At 41.6% G+C, this 18,755-nt stretch carries 17 protein-coding genes and 1 pseudogene; 14 read left to right on the top strand and 4 right to left on the bottom strand.

Annotated features, from left to right (window positions below; genetic code table 11):
• Window positions 1-42 precede the first annotated feature (42 nt).
• The gene (locus EWH91_RS15065) at window positions 43-288 is read right to left on the bottom strand and encodes a helix-turn-helix domain-containing protein (RefSeq protein ID WP_129930702.1); all 246 of its coding nucleotides are present in this window, start codon (window positions 286-288) and stop codon (window positions 43-45) included.
• A gap of 445 nt (window positions 289-733) precedes the next feature.
• Between EWH91_RS15065 and EWH91_RS13515 the strand changes: the two genes are divergently transcribed.
• From EWH91_RS13515 to EWH91_RS14935, 12 genes and pseudogenes are all read left to right on the top strand, one after another.
• Window positions 734-2,302: an ABC transporter substrate-binding protein gene (locus EWH91_RS13515; protein WP_129930688.1), complete on the top strand. Its 1,569-nt coding sequence runs from the start codon at window positions 734-736 to the stop codon at window positions 2,300-2,302.
• Window positions 2,303-2,422: 120 nt separating this feature from the next.
• Window positions 2,423-3,382 carry an ABC transporter permease gene (locus EWH91_RS13510; RefSeq protein ID WP_129930686.1) on the top strand — a complete coding sequence of 320 codons (960 nt, stop codon included), beginning with the start codon at window positions 2,423-2,425 and terminating at the stop codon, window positions 3,380-3,382.
• A 1-nt stretch (window position 3,383) separates the two neighbouring features.
• Window positions 3,384-4,271 carry an ABC transporter permease gene (locus tag EWH91_RS13505; RefSeq protein ID WP_129930684.1) on the top strand — a complete coding sequence of 296 codons (888 nt, stop codon included), beginning with the start codon at window positions 3,384-3,386 and terminating at the stop codon, window positions 4,269-4,271.
• A gap of 20 nt (window positions 4,272-4,291) precedes the next feature.
• On the top strand, window positions 4,292-5,296 hold the full coding sequence (locus EWH91_RS14600) for an ABC transporter ATP-binding protein (RefSeq protein WP_240697374.1): 1,005 nt from the start codon (window positions 4,292-4,294) through the stop codon (window positions 5,294-5,296).
• Window positions 5,297-5,302: 6 nt separating this feature from the next.
• Window positions 5,303-6,127, top strand: coding sequence for an ABC transporter ATP-binding protein (locus tag EWH91_RS14595; protein ID WP_206184341.1), 825 nt, complete (start codon window positions 5,303-5,305; stop codon window positions 6,125-6,127).
• 27 nt (window positions 6,128-6,154) lie between these two features.
• Complete coding sequence (locus EWH91_RS13495; protein WP_129930682.1) at window positions 6,155-7,408, top strand: M20 family metallopeptidase; 1,254 nt, start codon at window positions 6,155-6,157, stop codon at window positions 7,406-7,408.
• A gap of 46 nt (window positions 7,409-7,454) precedes the next feature.
• Window positions 7,455-9,446 (top strand): S9 family peptidase, encoded by a 1,992-nt coding sequence (locus EWH91_RS13490; RefSeq protein ID WP_129930680.1) that lies wholly within the window; start codon window positions 7,455-7,457, stop codon window positions 9,444-9,446.
• Between the two features lie 31 nt (window positions 9,447-9,477).
• Window positions 9,478-10,287: an IclR family transcriptional regulator gene (locus EWH91_RS13485; protein ID WP_129930679.1), complete on the top strand. Its 810-nt coding sequence runs from the start codon at window positions 9,478-9,480 to the stop codon at window positions 10,285-10,287.
• A 70-nt stretch (window positions 10,288-10,357) separates the two neighbouring features.
• The gene (locus EWH91_RS13480; RefSeq protein WP_129930678.1) at window positions 10,358-11,302 is read left to right on the top strand and encodes a DUF1177 domain-containing protein; all 945 of its coding nucleotides are present in this window, start codon (window positions 10,358-10,360) and stop codon (window positions 11,300-11,302) included.
• Window positions 11,303-11,983: an AroM family protein gene (locus EWH91_RS13475; RefSeq protein ID WP_129930675.1), complete on the top strand. Its 681-nt coding sequence runs from the start codon at window positions 11,303-11,305 to the stop codon at window positions 11,981-11,983.
• A gap of 40 nt (window positions 11,984-12,023) precedes the next feature.
• On the top strand, window positions 12,024-12,971 hold the full coding sequence (locus EWH91_RS13470) for an aminopeptidase (RefSeq protein ID WP_129930673.1): 948 nt from the start codon (window positions 12,024-12,026) through the stop codon (window positions 12,969-12,971).
• 495 nt (window positions 12,972-13,466) lie between these two features.
• Window positions 13,467-14,826: pseudogene (locus tag EWH91_RS14935) on the top strand (IS4 family transposase).
• A gap of 225 nt (window positions 14,827-15,051) precedes the next feature.
• Here the strand turns inward: EWH91_RS14935 and EWH91_RS13460 are convergent.
• Window positions 15,052-15,606 (bottom strand): T6SS immunity protein Tdi1 domain-containing protein, encoded by a 555-nt coding sequence (locus EWH91_RS13460; protein WP_129930671.1) that lies wholly within the window; start codon window positions 15,604-15,606, stop codon window positions 15,052-15,054.
• Between EWH91_RS13460 and EWH91_RS13455 the strand changes: the two genes are divergently transcribed.
• Entirely contained in the window at window positions 15,597-15,827 is a 231-nt protein-coding gene (locus tag EWH91_RS13455; RefSeq protein WP_326407616.1) for a transposase, read from the top strand. The two genes, EWH91_RS13460 and EWH91_RS13455, sit on opposite strands and share 10 nt — an antisense overlap.
• 314 nt (window positions 15,828-16,141) lie before the next feature.
• On the opposite strand, the gene EWH91_RS13450 is transcribed toward EWH91_RS13455, so the two are convergent.
• A complete protein-coding gene (locus EWH91_RS13450) occupies window positions 16,142-16,594 on the bottom strand; it encodes a hypothetical protein (RefSeq protein WP_129930667.1) in 453 nt (150 codons plus the stop codon).
• Between the two features lie 11 nt (window positions 16,595-16,605).
• Window positions 16,606-18,351: a ribonuclease YeeF family protein gene (locus tag EWH91_RS13445; protein WP_129930665.1), complete on the bottom strand. Its 1,746-nt coding sequence runs from the start codon at window positions 18,349-18,351 to the stop codon at window positions 16,606-16,608.
• A gap of 197 nt (window positions 18,352-18,548) precedes the next feature.
• Here EWH91_RS13445 and EWH91_RS13440 point away from each other — a divergent pair.
• Window positions 18,549-18,755 (top strand): hypothetical protein (locus tag EWH91_RS13440; RefSeq protein WP_206184338.1); only part of this gene is annotated, 207 nt, incomplete at its 3' end.

The following is an 18,755-nucleotide window of genomic DNA, read 5'->3' as shown; positions in this document are numbered from 1 at the left end:
AGCTCTCAATCTACCAAACTTTTTTGTGTCCAATCTATTGACTTACATCCACCGCTCCTGTTCAGACTGATCAACATTTTTCAACTTGTCGTTTTTTTTGGCTTCGCGCTTTGTATTTTCATGTTCCCCCATAGGTGGACGACCTCGCTTGGTTTTTAATCCATTCACACCCATTGATTTAAACCGGCGATCCCATTGATAAATCGTTGATGGCGAAGAGATTTTGAAATGAAGGGCTGCACTTTCGAGTGATGAATGGTTCTCCTTCACCCACTTTAATACGTTCAGCTTAAAATTGCAGGTATATGCCGACCGTGTTTCAAATTTTTAATGCCTGCAATGCCATTTTCCTGATAGCGATCCACTCATTTCAAAATCATTTGATGAAATGTAATTTGATACTTGTGGCACAACGAAGGGATCCTCATCCCCTTGAGATAGTCACTAGCTACCTTCATCTTAAAATCAGTTGAGTATTTGGTCATAGTCAAACCCCTTAAAGTTGAATTTTGTCGTCCAACTTTAGGGGGTCAGTTCAATTAAGGAGAATATTGGGTGGGTTTTCCTGTTTTTTAATACGATAGTATTGAGAAATAATATAAGTCAGAAAATTATTCTAATATAGAATAAAATCACAAAAAAGAATTGATTAAATTTATTAACAGTAGTATATTATTTATTAAGTTAATATATTGTGAAATAAAAATTCATATTATGAAATGAGGTAGGGTTCATGAAGAAATTTTTTGCACTATTGATTGTCGCCTGCTTGCTAGCGCTCACAGCTTGTGGTGGGAAATCAACCACTTCTTCAGATACGGGTAAGGCTACTGATGGTGGGACTTTGAAAATTGGTTTATCATCCAACATTGCTTCACTTGACCCAATCGGTTATACATCTACATATGAATCGAATGTAATGAGAAGCATTTTTGATACATTGGTGAAGTATAACCAAGATAATTCGAAAATTATTCCCTCTTTAGCAAAAAGCTGGTCAGTCTCGAAGGATAATAAAACGTATACGTTTAATTTGCGGACTGACGTTCATTTTCAAAAAGGAAAATATCAAGATGGTAGAGCAATGACTGCTTCTGATGTGAAATATTCTCTTGAACGGTCATTAAATGAATCAGCAATGAATCGTATTCGCGATATTAAGAAAATTAATGTAATTAACGATCATAAACTTGAAATTCAATTGGAAACCCCTTATGCAGCATTTCTCGCAATGTTGACGGATATGGGTAATGCCATTGTACCAAAGGAAGAAGTTAAAGGTTGGGGCGATAAATTCGGTATGCACCCAGTTGGAACAGGGGCATTCACATTTGAAAAATGGGCAGCTGATTCCTATGTTCTCGTAAAGCGTAATGCAAACTATTGGGGGCCGAAACCGCATTTGGATGCTGTGAAATTCTCGATTATTGGTGATCCGAATACAATGTCGAACTCTCTAGCATCCGGTGATATTGATGTAGCAACAAACTTGCAAGGCGCAAGTATTCTGACAGTGAAAAAGAACAAAAATTTGAATTTTGTATCCAATCAAGGGCTGCAAGTTTCTTACCTCTCTTTTAATTTCAAAAGTGGTCCGACAAAAGATTTGAAAGTACGCCAAGCCATAAAGCTTGCGATGGATAAGGATGAATTATTGAAAGGGTCGTTTAAATACGGTGGTGCGAGTGTTGCTGATCTGCCGCTTCCACGCGCTTCATGGGGCTATGATCAGAAACTGGCCGATCAAAATAAGGAAAAGGTTGATGCAGCAAAAGCAAAGCGTCTGCTTAAAGAAGCCGGTTATCCAAATGGTTTCACTATTGATGTCTATGTCGTACCGACTCGAGTTCCGATTGCAACGATCTTTCAATCACAAATGAAAAAAGTCGGGATTAAGGTCAATATCAAGTCTGTTGAATGGGGAACATTCAGCGATACGGTATCTAAAGCGAAAGCACCAATGTACATCATGAGTTGGTCATGGTACCCGGATCCTGATTTCTTCCTATATCAGATGTTTGATTCCAAACAGATTGGTGCACTTGGCAATGGTGGTGGCTACTCAAATAAAAAGCTTGACGTTTTGCTTACAAAGGCAACATCGGAAACAACTGATCAAACGAAGCGAAAAGAAATTTATGGTCAAGCGCTTGAAATCATTAACCACGACATCCCTCATGTGAATCTTTTTGATCAAAATGTTGTCTATGGAACGAGCAAAAAAGTTCATGGATTTGAAATCAGTCCTGATGGCTCAATTTCGGTTGCTAACGATCAAGTCAATACTTGGTTAAGCAAATAATTAAGGGATCTAGATTCATGCTGTGCTGGTGCATACCTGTATCAGCACATTTTATATAAGTACTTGTTGGTTGTCGTTCAATAAACCCATGATCAGATGTCTGGGGAGGATTGCAAGTCTATGCTCAAATTTATCATTAAGCGATTAATTAATTTAATTCCAACACTATTAATCGTGGCAGTTATCGTGTTCGTCATTACCAGAATCATACCTGGAGATCCTGCCAGTGTTATGTTAGGACCTCAGGCAAGTGCTTCAGATATCCATCGTTTAAGAGAGCAACTGGGTTTGAACGATTCCATGATTGTTCAGTTTATCCATTATTTAAACGGTTTGATTCATCTCGATCTTGGTGAATCCTTTGCCTATAAAGAATCTGTTTTAACGTTAATTCTCGAACGTTTTCCTAACACCTTGATTCTAACACTCTGTGCATTTGCTTTTGCACTCCTGATCAGCATTCCGGCAGGAGTCATTGCAGCGACACGAAAAGGATCTTGGATGGACTATACGTTCACTGTCACATCTTTATTTGGAATCTCTATTCCCGTTTTTTGGTTGGGATTAATGCTGGTGCTTCTATTTAGTGTGACACTTGGCTGGTTGCCGGCAACCGGGATGGGAGATACCGGAGAAGGCGTGGGGGCATTCATCGCTCATTTAATCTTGCCGAGTATTACACTCTCAACTATTCCAATGGCTAATTTTTCGCGAATCACTCGAGCAAGTATGCTCGAAGTCATGAATCAAGATTACATTACGGCAGCGAAGGCAAAAGGTGTTTCACGATTCTTTGTCATTATGAAGCATGGATTTAAAAATGCGTTGACTCCAATTTTAACTGTTGCGGGCATGGAAATATCTTCACTGCTTGGTGGGGCGGTACTAACGGAAACGATTTTCAGTTGGCCGGGTATGGGTCAGCTTGTAGTCGAAGCTATTAATAAACGGGATTACATTGTGGTTCAAGGAAGTGTCATTTTTTTAGCAGTGCTTTATGTACTGATTAATTTGCTCGTTGATGTTCTCTATAAGGTCGTTAATCCTAAGATCAACTATGACACAAAAGGAGGCGAATGAGATGGTTCCTCCTAATGAACTAACTTTAACAAACATCAAGCGAAAAAAAAGACAGGAAAATCTCTTTTTGAAGCGGCTGGTTACCAATAAGTTAGCTGTTGTCGGATTGATCATTGTATTTTTATTTTCACTGATTGCACTCTTTGCGCCACTCATTGTCCATATTGATCCTACAAAAATGAATGTCAATGATGCGCTCTTAGGCCCGGGTGAGGGTGGACATTTATTGGGAACAGATAATTATGGACGAGATCTTTTCAGCAGAATTGTATATGGTGCACGCGTTTCATTATTTGTTGGTGTCGGTTCTGTTGTTGTCGGAGGTGCCATTGGTATTGTTTTGGGACTTATTTCCGGCTTCTATGGCGGTATTGTTGACTCCATAATCATGAGAATTATGGATGGAATGTATGCATTTCCATTTATTTTGTTGGCGATTGTGCTGATGACTGTACTAGGAACAGGCTTAGAAAATGTCATTTTGGCTATCGGACTTGCGAATGTTCCCACATTTTCTCGGATTGTTAGAGGACAGGTACTTGCGGTGAAGCAAGAAGAATTTATTGAAGTGACTCGCTCGCTGGGGGCAAGGGACTTTAATCTTCTGTTTAAACATATTTTGCCTAATTGCTCTGGCCCGATTATTGTTTACGGCACAATGGGTATTGCCGGAGCAATCATTTCGGAAGCGGCACTAAGCTTTCTTGGACTTGGTATTCAGCCACCGGATCCTTCATGGGGGAACATTCTTCAGGAGGGGCGAGACTATCTCCAAGTATCCCCGCACATATGTTTGTTTTCCGGATTGGCTATTTTCCTTTCCGTACTCGGTTTCAATTTATTCGGTGACGGTTTAAGGGATGCTCTTGATCCGAAAACAAGAGTCTAAGCGGAGAGGAGTTGATTTAAGTGAATCAGTTAACACCCTTATTGACGATTAAAGATCTTAAGGTGGAATTCCATACAAATAAGAAAATAATCCATGCAGTGAATGGGATCAACTTCCAGTTAAATAAAAGCGAAGTTATTGGCATTGTTGGAGAATCGGGTTCAGGGAAGAGTGTCACCGCGACTTCGATCCTGAAACTAATTCCGTCTCCCCCGGGAGAAATCTCGGGAGAAATTCTTTATAACGGTCACGATTTAGTTAAGTACAAAGAAAAGGATATGCGAAAGATTCGGGGCAATGAAATCTCAATGATTTTTCAAGATCCGATGACGAGCTTGAATCCGGCGTACACAGTGGGCAATCAACTTGTTGAAGCCATTCGTCTGCATAAGAAGATCAGTAAAAAAGACGCAATTCGGCAAGCTGTTGAATTGCTTCAAGTGGTCGGTATTCATGAAGCAGAAAAACGCCTGAACATGTATCCTCACCAGTTCTCAGGCGGAATGAGACAACGAGTGATGATTGCTATTGCGCTTGCCGGTGACCCATCGTTACTTATTGCTGATGAACCAACAACCGCCTTAGATGTTACGGTCCAGTCACAGATTATGAAGCTCATGAAACAGCTGCAGATGAAATTTAACGCATCAATTATCTTAATCACCCATGATCTTGGTGTTGTCTGGGAAATGTGCGATAAGGTTATCGTAATGTATGCGGGGCAAGCGATGGAAGAAGCAACGGTAAAAGAACTATATGATCATCCGTATCATCCGTATACATGGGGATTGTTTGATTCTCAAATTGTTAGGAAAACGAATACTAAAAAACCGTTACATGCGATTCCTGGAAATCCTCCTGATCTGAGCCGACAGATGAAGGGTTGTCCGTTTGCAGAGCGATGCTCCTATGTTAAAGACATCTGCTTTACGGAAAAGCCGCAGTTGGTTGAAAAATCGGAGGGCCATAAAGTGGCTTGCCATTTTCAAACAAAGAGCGAAAGCTTATCCAGAAAAGAGGGCTGATCAGAATTGGATGAGAAACTCTTGCAGATCCATGATTTAACCAAAGCATTTAAACTTCCATCGAACAACTTATTTTTCAAAAAAAATAGTTATAACAAAGCAGTCAATCATGTGAGTTTAGATGTATTCAAGGGTGAATCGCTGGGCATTGTCGGTGAATCCGGCTGTGGAAAATCAACATTGGCACGATTGATTACACAACTCATACGACCGACATCTGGTGAGATTATTTATTTGGGGCAGGATTTGGCTTCATTAAATAACAAACAACTTCACCGAGTACGAAAAGATATTCAAATGGTCTTTCAAAATCCGTATGCAACACTTGATCCTAGGAAGCGGATTCTCAATTTATTGATGGAGCCGCTTGAAATTCACCACGTCGGAACTAAAAAAGAACGCGAGCAACAAGCGTTAGAGATGTTGGTGAGGGTTGGCCTTAAACCGGAGCATGCGGAGCGCTATCCTCATGAATTTTCCGGTGGACAAAGACAGCGCATAAATATTGCGAGAGCCCTAATGCTAAAGCCTAAATTAATTATTTGTGATGAGGCTGTATCAGCACTGGATGTTTCGGTTCAAGCTCAAGTGCTCAATTTGTTAAATGAACTGCAGGATGAATTTGATTTAACCTATATTTTCATTTCGCATGATTTGAATGTTGTTCGCTATTTTTGTGATCGAATTGCTGTAATGTACTTCGGCAATCTCATTGAACTGGCAAATGCAGATGAAATCTATAATCACCCTAAAGAGGAATATACCAAGAAATTGCTGATGGCGATCCCAAGAGAGTCACCTTATGAAACAAAGGCAGGTATTCTTGATTAACCAACAAGGACGGAGGATTGTTAACTAATGAATGGTGAACAAAAGGACCAATTGATTCAAAAGGTACTTGATCGAAAAGATGAATTAATCGAATTATGTTCAAATCTATTAAAAATAAATAGTGAAAATCCTGAGGGCGATTCTACAGAGATTACAAATTTTATTGATGAGTTTTTGAAAAGAGCGGGATTAGAAACGACCATCTACGAAGCTGCTCCAAAGCGTTTCAATTTGATCAGTGAACTAAAAGGAAATGGAAAGAAGAAAATGATCCTTTGCGGCCATACGGATACGGTACCGGTTGGTGACCGTTCGAAATGGTCGTTCGATCCATTTTCCGGTGTAGTGAAAGATGGATATTTATTAGGCCGCGGTGCGAGTGACATGAAAGGCGGTGTGGCGGGTATTATCTTTGCATTGGCTTTTCTGAAGCAAGAAGGGATTACACCTCCGGGAGACTTGATCCTTGCACTGGTTCCTGATGAAGAGTGCGGCGATATCTATGGCGTTCCATGGTTATTGAAAAATAAGTACTTGGATGCAGATGGGTCCATAATTGCCGAACCTGCTTCTCCATTGAATCCAACTATTGGTCAAAAGGGCTCATGCTGTTTCAAAGTTACCATTTACGGCAAGCCGGGTCACGGGAGTCTATCACCGTTCGCAGGCCGTAGTGCCATTGTTGATGCAATGCATGCTATTAAAGAAATACAAACGGTGACTGATCTGGAGATCAATATACCTGAAGACGTTCTGCCATTAATTGACCTTTCCAATAAATTTATTCAGGGCGAAGGAATGGATGGATACGATAAGGTATTGAAGAAAATCACCTGCAATGTCGGTACAATCAAAGGCGGGACAGGTACGAATGTGGTTGCAGACAAGTGTGAAGTGAAATTTGATTGTCGTCTTCCGTTTGGCACGACTCAGGAGGAAGTATACGAGTATGTGAAAACAAAATTAAATGCGCTGGGTATCGATTACAGCATTGAACGTTTTGGTTTTCGCAGTAATGCCAACTACACATCTGCAGAGAATCCCATTTGCAAATCAGTTGTTGATAATATCAGCTATGTGAAGAAGGTAAATGCTTACGGAGTTCTGCAATGGGCATGCAGTGATGCCCGTCACTTCAGAGAATATGGGATTCCGGTCCTTCAATATGGACCGGCAGAAACGGAAACGATTCATGGTTTTGATGAACGTGTTAAGGTTCAGGACGTTGTGGATTGTGCGCTCGTGTACATTTTGGCTGCTCTGGATTTTCTCGAAGATTAAAACAGATTGACTTTCATTTATATTATGGGAGGGATTGACCTCTACTATGAGTGGTAAACGGATTGAAATGAACGATTTACTTCACTTAGCTTCGGTTTCATCACCAACCATTTCATTGGATGGTAGAAAATTAGTGTATGTGACAACAATCCTTGATGAACAGTCGGATCGCTACCAATCAGCCCTTATTTATCGGGATTTGGAGACCGGAGCCGAGAAGCGCTTGACACAAGGTGAGGATCAGAATACTTCTCCTTTATGGTCGCCGGATGGAACAATGTTGATGTATTTGTCTGATCGTGATGGGATGAAGCAGGTATATGTACAATCTGTGCCGGACGGACAGCCGAAAAAAGTAACGCAGACCAAAAATGGAATCTCACAGTTTTTCTGGCATCCGGATTCCGAGCATCTATTTTTCAGTACAAAAATTGATGTGTCACCAGAAAAAAACAAGAATATAGCTGCTTCTTCTGCTGATCAGCCTAAAGTACTCCGGACCACGAAAATTAATTATAAATCCAATGATGAAGGGCTTTTTGATCTGAACTTAGAAGACAGGATTTGTATCCAGTCTATTAAGAAATCTGAATTTAAAATACTCACGGATTATTCAATTGGATACGGTCTAAAGAGGTTAGGAGATATTTCCCCTGACGGACGTTATCTTCTGTGTGAAAGGAAAATCGAAAAAGATAATCCTTTTAATCAGGATACCGGTATTTGGCTGATTGATCTACAGAATGGTGAGCAAAAGTGGTTGACAGAAACGTACAAAACGGGGGTTTTTGGAGAAGCGACATTTTCCCCGGATGGCCATTATGTTGCAATGCTTGGAAACACAAAACGTTATGAAACACCGAATCAGTTCACAGTTTATCTTTATAATCGACTGAATGACGAACTTGTGGATCTATTGCCTCAACAGGATATGCAATTAGGTGATTGGGCAGTCGGTGATTTTCAGCAGAATCGCACCACACCATGCCTTCAGTGGGCTTTTGACAGTAAATCTGTCTACTTTACTGCGAGTGTCGATGGAGGAGTTGATCTTTATCAAGCAACGATTAATGGTGATTTCGAACCAATTACTGAATTCGGAACCCATATTTTTGAATTCTCATTAAATCCTGTTGCTGATCAAGCAATTATTGGTTTGAGTGCACCGGATGTGCCAAGTGATCTGTACCCATTGAATCTCGTGAAGAAGCAATTAGGCACTGTCCTTACTCATATGAATCAAGCACAATTTAAACAAAAAGCAACAGCAAAGTATGAGCCTATTCAGTGCAGGACTCGTGATGGGCAAAAGTTAGGCGGTTTTCTTGTGTATCCGGTTGATTATGAAGAAGAGAGGCACTATCCATTAGTTCTGAATATACACGGTGGTCCATATACGATGCACGCTGCGACTTTTCATCATGAAGTACAGGTCATGGCTGCATCAGGTTATGCTGTACTGCTCCTTAATCCTCGCGGCAGCTTTGGTAATGGACAAAACTTTGTCAGTCAGGTTACCGGGCATTACGGAGAGGGTGATTATCAAGATCTGATGGATGGCTTAGATTATGTGCTGAATCATTTTCCGTTTATTGATCCTACCTCATTGTATGTTACAGGGGGCAGTTACGGCGGTTTTATGACCAACTGGATCGTCTCACACACCAATCGATTTAAGCGAGCGATCACCCAACGATCGATGTCGAACTTTGTCAGTCTCTTTGGCACGAGTGATATCGGCTATCATTTTATCAAAGATGAAATGCATGCGGACATCCATGATATTGAAACATTATGGAAGAAGTCTCCGTTAGCTTATGTTCATAATGTTGAAACGCCTATTTTGATTATGCAAAGTGAGCAGGACTATCGTTGTCCAATGGAGCAAGCGGAACAATGGTACACAGCGTTAAAATATGATCGGAAAGATGCCGAGTTCATTCGCTTTCCGAATTCAACGCATGAATTGTCCAGAAGTGGTATTCCATCATTACGTATAAAACGTTTAAGATTAATGATGGAATGGTTTGGTAAATAATGCTATGAATTCTAGTGAATGAGGTGCGGTCATGTTAAAAACATTGAAGACGGCAATGGAAATCCTAAATAAGTTTACGAGTGATAGACCCTCTTGGACAGCACGTGAACTGGCGGAAGAACTCAACGTCCCCCAAGTCAACGTATATCGAATTCTTGATTCCTTCGAAACTGGAGCCTATTTGTCAAAAAACGAGCTGACTAAACAGTACCAATTAGGCATTCGTCTGGTTCAGTTAAGTGAAATTGCGAGCAAGAATCAAGATGTTGTCGAGATCCTGCGTCCGATTATGCATCAATTAATGAAGGATACGGGAGAGGCTGTGTTCTTAGTTGGTTTAAATGGATTTCAAGGGATTACTTTGGATTCTATTGCGCCTGAAAACAAAGTAGGGTTTTCAATCGCACTTGATGGTCGAGCTCCGTTATATGCCGGGGCCTCCTATTGGTCTATGCTGGCTTATTTGCCGGATGAGGTGATTAACCGTGTTAAGAAAAGTTCGTTTGACCAATTACTCATGCCTTCTTCGTTAACTACGGATGTATTAATGGAAAAACTAACATTTGTCCGAGAGAATCATTGGGTTGCAAGTCATGGTCAATTTACTCCTGATATCATTGCTGTTGCGTCTCCTCTATTCTTAAACGGAAAGGTGATTGGTTCGCTCACCATAGCAAAGCCAATCTATCGAGTGAAAGAAAATGATGAGCTTATCATCGGAGAAGCAGTACAAAAGGCAGCTGGAAAGATTAATCAATTGCTAGATCAATACCAAATGAACTTAGATTATTATATCTATTTTAGAAATAGACATTCAAATGAGCGTACCATTCATCAATGATATGACGTTTGAATAATAGAGCCGCTTGAAACGATTTATATAGATTATTAGAAAAACGGAGGAAATCCTTGTGATATTAAAACAGACCTTATGCGTGATGGATAAATTAGATGATCTGCATGTAACCGGAGAAAAAGTTGTTGCGCTTTTTAATCAATATCCGAATGTGTCCGCCTCTTACGAAAGTGTACAAGGCGATAAAGGGGGTACAGATTTTGTAAAAGTTGTTATTCCCGGGAAATCTGGAAAACGTGCATCTGGGAAAGCTCCTACGTTTGGCATTATAGGAAGACTTGGCGGCATTGGTGCACGCCCTGCAAGAATTGGACTCGTATCTGACGGAGATGGAGCGGTGGCTGCCTTGTCAGCTGCTATGAAATTAGCAGATATGCAGCTTAAAGGTGATCAGCTTGAAGGCGATGTGATCGTAGCGACACATATTTGCTCGACAGCACCTACCTTGAAACATGAACCAGTGGACTTTATGGATTCGCCAATTGATATCCAAACCATGAATGAACATGAGGTTTCATCGGAAATGGATGCCATTCTCTCGATTGATACAACTAAGGGCAACCGCATTGTCAATCATAAGGGAATCGCGATCTCACCAACGGTTAAGGAAGGCTATATTCTTCGTGTCAGCGAAGATTTGCTGCGTATCCAAGAAATGACAACAGGACAATTACCGGTTACTTTTCCAATCACAAATCAAGACATCACACCATATGGCAATAGCCTGTACCATATGAATTCAATCCTGCAACCAGCAGTAGCCACTTCAGCTCCGGTTGTTGGTGTTGCCATTACGGCTCAGTCGATTGTACCGGGATGTGGAACAGGAGCAAGTCATGAATTTGACATATCGACAGCAGCTGCATTTGCTATTGAGGTCGCCAAAGAAACAACAAACGGCACATGCAAATTCTACGATGAAAATGAATTTGATAAGATTCAGGCACTCTACGGATCTATGAAAATTCTTCAAACCCAGGGGAATTCAGTAAGGAGCTGAATGACAGTGGCTGGATTAGGTATAGTGACAATCGGTCAATCTCCGCGCACTGATGTTCAACCCATTCTAGAAGAAAATTTGTCCGAGCGAACGTTCGTTCAAAAAGGAGCGTTGGATGGATTCACAAAAGATTTCATTGAAAAACACTTGGCGCCTTCCGGTCCATCTTGTGAGTATGTATTAACGTCACGATTGAAAGATGGTAATCATGTTTCAATGGACCGCAGAAAACTACAGCCATTTGTACAAAAAAAGATTGATGAATTTGAGCGTGAAGGGGTGGAGTATATATTGCTCCTTTGCACCGGTGTTTTCAAAAATTTAAAGACAAATACTGCTCAGATTATCGAACCGGATCATGTGATTCCGCCAATTGTTAAGTTGATGATTGGCAATAAACGGTTAGGGGTTATTGTTCCTTTGAAGGAACAGATTACTAATCTTGATGACAAGTTTACTTGCGCAGGATTAGAGCCGATTTTTTCATTTGCTTCACCTTATGAGAAGAATAGAGAAGCATTTCATCAAGCCGGATTAGAACTCAAAGAAAAAACCGATTTCGTTCTAATGGACTGTATGGGCTATACTGAAGAAATGAGACAATGGATTGCGGAGGATACCGAAAAGCCCACAATCCTTTCGAATGCGCTAATTGTGAAAGTGCTATCCGTATTTATCTAAATGTATGACTGAATAAATAAAGAACGAGAGATGAAGTGTTATGACTGAACGAATGATTGAGGTTTGTCAAAATATCCTAGAAAAGTGTTTGCAATTGCAGGAAAAAGAATCCTTTCTTGTTGTAACAGACGAAACAAAAGAAGAGCTTGCACGGCTGATCTATGAGGCAGCTCGAAAAATAGGAGCAGAATCCATCCTTATGTTGATGAAAGATCGTCAGCGCTCCGGTGAGGAACCTCCAGCTGCAATTGCTGCAGCGATGAAAGGTGCCGACGCGGTGGTCTGCATCACAGAATGTTCTCTAACCCATACAATAGCACGCAAAGAAGCTGTTGCCGCTGGTACCAGAATCGCAACCATGCCAGGCATCTCCAAGGATATGTTTCTAAATGGTGCTATTACAGCCGATTACGATGAGGTTCAGAAGTTGACTTATCAAGTTAAGGATGTACTTGATAAGGGAAGCAAAGTGATCATTAATAAAGTTGGCTATACGTTTTCGTTTTCCATTGAGGGGAGGGAGAGTATTCCAAGTACAGGCGTTTACGTGAACCCTGGAGAATCAGGTAACCTCCCTTCTGGCGAAGCTTTCATTGCTCCAGTTGAAGGAACGGCTAACGGGCGGCTACTTATTGATGGATCTGTTGTTGGCATCGGAAAAATAAATTCACCAATCGTGCTTACTGTTGAAAAAGGACGATTGGTAAAGGCTGAAGGAGAACACGCTGAAAAATTACTGGAACTTCTTGGAGACGGACTAGGACGGTCGGTTGGCGAGTTTGGCATTGGTACGAATAAAAGTGCCAGAATTACCGGCAATGTTCTCGAAGATGAAAAAGTATACAAAACTGTCCATATTGCTTTCGGAAGTAACCTGACCTTTGGTGGAACAGTTGAAGCCGGTGTCCATATTGATTGTGTGTTTAATCAGCCTGACGTGATCATAGACGACCACATCATTTTTGAAAAGGGAATTCTGAAAAAGTAATCGACGCTTCCTGATGAGAAACTGTAACTGAGAATGCAAAGCCCAATCACTGCGCAATTTATGCGTGGTTTTTGGGCTTTTTATTTGTAATGGCGAAGTCATTAAGTACCACTTGCTCGAAAAAGAAACTGTACGTTCCTGTTAGGTGTTAAGCGGTTCAGCGCCTTCATTGTCAAAAAAATCACCACTGAATTTGGCTCACTTCAAACACATCATGATTTTGTGTAGGATGCATGTACATGTGTAACTGCTAAACTAAAGTAGACAGAAACCGCTGGATAAAGTAAGCGTCAAATAACCGACACCTTGCATAAATAATCCCCAGCTGAATCAAGCTCAGATGGGGATTTATATTATTTTACTAAAACTTGAAACACCCAAAACTGCCTTCATGCCTTGTCAGATAAGGGGGTAATGCAAAAATAAAAGCATGAATACCAAACACTCGGTATAATTGAAGTACCAACTACCAATTAATCGAGGCGGATTCATGCTATGAAAAGTATAACACGTATTGATCATCCATCAGCCGGTATTTTAGCTTCCGTTCAAAACTTTTTTAGCCGGTTTCATTTGGTACAAGTCGCACGGGCTTCTCATGCCATCAAGACAAAAGGGGTGCCTTTCCGCATCTTGTTCTGCTATCTGATCAGCACGATTTTTTCAAACAAGTCGACGTATCGTGATGATCTGAAGCATCAGGATCAGTTGAATTTCTCGGATAAAACGTTCCGCAACCTGTCAATAATGGCCAAATCAACTGGCAAAAGTTCCTGATTCTGCTCTGTCAACAGATCATCCGGTTCATCGAACCGTTGACGGATTCGGCGCGTCAGAACGTGTTCATTGTGGACGATTCCATGTACGAACGGGCCCATGCCAAACATGTGGAACTGGCAGCGTTCCAGTTCGATCATGCCAGACATCGGCATACACGCGGCTTTCGTTTTCTTCAGCTGGGCTGGAGCGACGGCAACACGTTCTGCCGGTCACTTTTTCCTTGCTTTCCGGTCAGAATCAGGTATGTGGCGCGAAAGCCGATACCCGGACGCATTCCGGAAAGCGAAAGCTTCAGGCCCAGCGCAAAGCGCCCGAGGTCGTTCGGGAACTCCTCGTGTCCGCTCTGAGTCAGGGGGTCCGGGCTTCTTACGTCTTGTTTGACTCGTGGTTCTCAAGCCCGAAGATGTTTCATCAGCTGCGTCAGCTCAAGCTTCATGCCGTTGCCATGGTCAAGAGGTCCAAAAAGGTGTATGACCGGTTTAACGGTCAAATGATGGATGTCAAAGCGATCTTTAAGGCGCAGAAGAAACGTCGCGGTCGTTCGCGCTATCTGCTCTCGGTCCTCGTCGAAGCCGTCGTCGAGGGAGAGGAGAGCATCCCTGTGAAGCTGGTTTACGTCCGCAATCGCCGGAAACGCAAGGATTATCTTGTCCTGGCATCGACAGACACGCAGCTTTCTGAAGATGAAATCATCCGGCTTTACGGGAAACGCTGGTCGATTGAAGTGTACTTCAAAATGTGCAAACAGTATCTCCGTCTGGCGAAGTATCAGGGCTTGTCGTACGATGGCATCTTTGCCCATACGGCCTGCGTGGCTATCGGCTATTCCCTGCTTGCGGTGAAGCACCGCGAACAGGAGGACGACCGGACTCTGGGCGAGCTATTCTATCTCATGGTCGATGAACTCGCAGATATCACTTTTACCGAAGCCATCCGACAACTCATCGACTTATTCCAAGAGGCCTTCGAGAATGAACCCGTTTTGTCTGAGAAAGCCATGGATCAAATTATCGAAAGGTTTCTGAAAAAACTGCCGCCCAACTATCAGAAACAGTTGAAAAAGGTAGCAGGCTGAGCTAATTTATTCAGAAAAAACATAGAACCAGCAGGGGATGGGGACACTTTTCTATCTTTCGAGATTTAGTTATAAAATCAATACTCCATGACGGTACAACCTTCATAAGCTATGAATTTCAGTAAAGCATCTCCCATGTCGTCCAAAGATTATATTTCTCACAAAAAATAAAAACACTTGTGCCTAAAATGCAAACAAGCGTTCTTTTCTTTTTTAAACTCTTATCTATTGAATAGGTCCAATTAGTTGAGTAATTATAAGAATATGTTCTTTTAATTTCACCTTTTTTAAGTTTTCTACTTTTTCAGGTCCACCTAAACCTAGTAAAGGAGTATAACCGAAGCATTCATCGTACTCTGGTTCTTTATATTTTTCTATTGCTTCCGGATAAGGAAGCCAATCTAAAGCCTTCTGTCTAAACGCCTCTTCTTCTAAAAATCTAAGAAACAAGGAATATTTTGAAGCTACCACTTTAGTTTTACCTTTTCGGTAGTTAATCAATACTAGATAGGACTCTTGGTTTTCATCCTTTTCAAAAAGTATAACATCACCCATGGATGTACTGAAAATAGGTATTGTTCCTTTGCTTCTTAAATAAGATTCATTTACTAAAGAGCTAAATTCATCGGGGTTAATTATTTTTAAATACCCATTCATAAATGTACCATACCCATATGTTTTCCATGCTTCAATCAAAGCTTCTGGGAGCATATTTTTATATTTATTAATTGTATACTCCTCTACTTCACTTACTTTCTTAAAATCTTTGAATAAGCTCAAATTACAAACCTCCTCTAATCTTCAAAGCCAAAATTGTGCTCGAAATTCTGCGGGAGGAGATGACGCTAAACGAATTGTTCTCCAGGGACGGCGTCCATACCAATCTGTTGCGAAAATGGAAGAAGACAGCTCTGGAACAATTGCCGCAACTCTTCAACCGCCGGCAGAACGAACAGAGCCAGATTCAGGCGACATACGAAGAAAAAATTGATAGGCTCTAAGGCAAGTTTGTCGACTGACCGCGGGACACTCATTGCTAAAAAAATCTGGCTTCAACGATGTCTCACGATGAACGCGTGGCTCTTGTGGACTGGGACGACCCGGAGCAGGCGATTAAGAAACAGGCTGAACTGCTCTCCCTGCATCGCTCAGAGCTTTACTACCAATAAAAATAACCATACAGAATTGGATAGTTGAAAAAAGAAGCTCTAGAGCACCTTCATTAAAGTCTAACCGGATTCCATAAATTGGACAGTAAAATCTATCTTCTGGGAGCCAGTCCACCAATCATCCAAACATCAATCAGTGAGACAAATCATTTAAATTCAGGTTTTAGCCATAAAGCCGCAATTCTTCTATCGTTGTCTATAGACATAACGGTATTTGTGAAAAATTCAATATTATGGGTTTTAGAAGTATCTAAATCATTTCCAAATTTAATCCATCCATTAGCAGAATCATAGAATGTATGCCAATTAGTTGCTTCTTTAACCTTTTTACTATCACCAGGTGCAATCTCTATATCCAGTTTTATTTCTCCCCTTGAAAATAAGGGTTGGTTTAATTTTTTGTTGATCCAATTGAAATTATGGTGAAATCCCCAAATTTGTGTAGCTTTTTTGGTTTCTGAATCAAAACCGATATTAATATAACCGACCAGTAATGTTATATCCGAATTTATCTTGGGGTTAGAATCAAACTCATGATTTTCTTCTAAATAAGTTAATACGCCTTGATGTGAATGATTATTTTGATTAAATAGTAGCATTTTCATTCCCCCTATTTTGTAAAATTAAAATGTACTATTTTATTAGTGTCTAAATCGATCACTAATTCCCACGTTCCTTTTCCTCTCCCGTTAAAAGAACCCATTACATCCCATCTGAGTCCATTTGGCAAAGATGCATCTTTAACAGGAATTCCAGAATCTATAATTTCTTGAATGAGTAATTCTGTCCCGTTCGAATCTATATATGGTCTGGAAAGTTCTCCCGCATTAACTCCTTTTTTTATTATGTCTTTGGCATGATTACGTACAGTTTCTGTTATACTTAAATTTTCTATTTTAATTTTGAATTTATCAGATCCACTAGAATTTCTACTGACAATTTTCTCATCAGACAATCCATCACCTTTTTTAGCTGATGCTTGCTGAATCAGATCTCGTACTTGGTCGATCTGATCGGGGAGTGGGGCGGTACGATCAGGCAGCTGCTCCAGCTTGTTTCTTAACCCTTTGGCGTCAATAACGTTATAGGGAACCGGACCGTCTGCAAACTGAGCATGGGGGAGGAGCGGACTGCTCCATTGATCCAGTTTTTGATTGACCCATTCTGTCCCCCTGGTTCGTGTTGTTTTGATGGCAGCGTTCGCCTTGCCTGCTGCTTCGCCTGATTTTCCAGCTTTGGCTGCTTTGCTGATTTTGTCAACGCTTTTTGTACCGACAGCGGAGGTTGCCAGTGTGGTAAGGGCGTAGGTGACCCATCTTGTGCGTGTGTAGGCATTGCCGTGCACCATCTCCTTATCAAAAGACTGAACCAACGCGTTTTTGATGAGGTCAGCCGTTTGAATTGGGTGGGTCATCGCATGCCAGGTGCCTTTGAGCGTCTCGACCGGGTTTGTCGCTGCCTCCCATAAACCGCTGACGGTGTCTTTGACCGCATCTTTTGCGCCGTCACGTATGCCATATTGAATTTCCTGATCCATGATCGCCGTTTTGGTTGCGCTTGCCAGCAGAGGATTGACGGGCTGTGTGTCTTTTTTCGACACGTGACGGGCCAACTCCTGCTGCTCTTTAATCTCCAAGTACTTTTGCGTTTCTTTCTGCATCTCATCCTGAGCCTGATATATTTTACTGTCATAATAGGTGGTAGCATTGAAATGCACTGGCAGCACGTCTGCACCCTGGCGGGTTGCATGGATCAGTGCTTCATACAGTGCCTGGATATGTGGCAGATCTTCACTGATTTGCTGATATTCGTTGGTCAGGGATTGGTCCAGGCCTTGAACATCGAGCACCGTCTGTGTGCGCTTTTTGTCAGCAGCGTCTAAAGCCTGATCGATGTCGTGGTTGGAAAAGACATTGATAGGTACAAGATCAGAGATGCTGCTTAGAATCCTGGCAATGTCCTCATGTCGCTCGCGCACCATTTCTTTGGAGCGCGCGTGACCGATCGACAGGTCCTCATTCAGGAAGGGCACATGAATCTTTGTGTCTCCGCCAAGATGCTTATCCTCAATGGTCCCGGCAACGCCCTGGAAATAGGCAATCTTCTTGTCAATCAGCCGCAGCCAGCTATCGGCGACAGTGACTTGAGCGGCATAAAATTTTTTAATCGCGTCCGCGCCCTTACCCTGAAAATCGGAGCCGATCCCAGCAATCTGCTGGAATGCGGTGCGCAAGCTATGGAATTGATTGCGCAACGTCTGGTAATGTTTGGCATGTGTTTCGGCAGCTTCAATCAGTGCCTCGGCATCGTAGATTTGCGTCTCGCTGGCCGAGCCGGAGCTCATGTTTACTCTCATTTTATCACCTTCAGAATAGGGTGCTGTTCAAAGGAATTGATAATCAGGGAATGCAAAAACGTGATGTGTTTTTAGAAGAAACAGTCAGTGAAGAAGGATGAAGTTTGGTTTAGTACTAGTGCATCGTAGCCAAGATTTTGAAATTAATTGTAATACTTTACCTTTTTTGATAGACTCTATTTAAAAAAGGTGAAATAATGCGTCCTATAAAATACATCGTTGCTTTAACTGACGACGAAGTGACCCGGCTTAAGAACATCCTGAAAGACAAAACGACCAATCAAACCATCAAGAAACGCAGTCAGATTTTACTTGATGCCGACATCAATCACGGAGAAACACACCAGCGCAAAGAGATTGCGAAGTATAATCGTGTTGCCCCCTCAACCGTGGCCAACGTGACC

Origin of the sequence: Sporolactobacillus sp. THM19-2 (assembly GCF_004153195.1) — a bacterium.
GTDB lineage: Bacteria > Bacillota > Bacilli > Bacillales > Sporolactobacillaceae > Sporolactobacillus.
Note: the sequence above shows the minus strand (reverse complement) of the source record. Positions and strands in the feature narration are given on the sequence as shown.

Bases quoted from the DNA above. Each gene is read 5' to 3' on its own strand.
- EWH91_RS13515 (WP_129930688.1), top strand. From the start codon at position 734: ATGAAGAAATTTTTTGCACTATTGATTGTCGCCTGCTTGCTAGCGCTC.
- EWH91_RS13510 (WP_129930686.1), top strand. From the start codon at position 2,423: ATGCTCAAATTTATCATTAAGCGATTAATTAATTTAATTCCAACACTA.
- EWH91_RS13505 (WP_129930684.1), top strand. From the start codon at position 3,384: ATGGTTCCTCCTAATGAACTAACTTTAACAAACATCAAGCGAAAAAAA.
- EWH91_RS13495 (WP_129930682.1), top strand. From the start codon at position 6,155: ATGAATGGTGAACAAAAGGACCAATTGATTCAAAAGGTACTTGATCGA.
- EWH91_RS13490 (WP_129930680.1), top strand. From the start codon at position 7,455: ATGAGTGGTAAACGGATTGAAATGAACGATTTACTTCACTTAGCTTCG.
- EWH91_RS13485 (WP_129930679.1), top strand. From the start codon at position 9,478: ATGTTAAAAACATTGAAGACGGCAATGGAAATCCTAAATAAGTTTACG.
- EWH91_RS13475 (WP_129930675.1), top strand. From the start codon at position 11,303: ATGACAGTGGCTGGATTAGGTATAGTGACAATCGGTCAATCTCCGCGC.
- EWH91_RS13470 (WP_129930673.1), top strand. From the start codon at position 12,024: ATGACTGAACGAATGATTGAGGTTTGTCAAAATATCCTAGAAAAGTGT.
- EWH91_RS13450 (WP_129930667.1), bottom strand. From the start codon at position 16,594: ATGCTACTATTTAATCAAAATAATCATTCACATCAAGGCGTATTAACT.
- EWH91_RS13445 (WP_129930665.1), bottom strand. From the start codon at position 18,351: ATGAGAGTAAACATGAGCTCCGGCTCGGCCAGCGAGACGCAAATCTAC.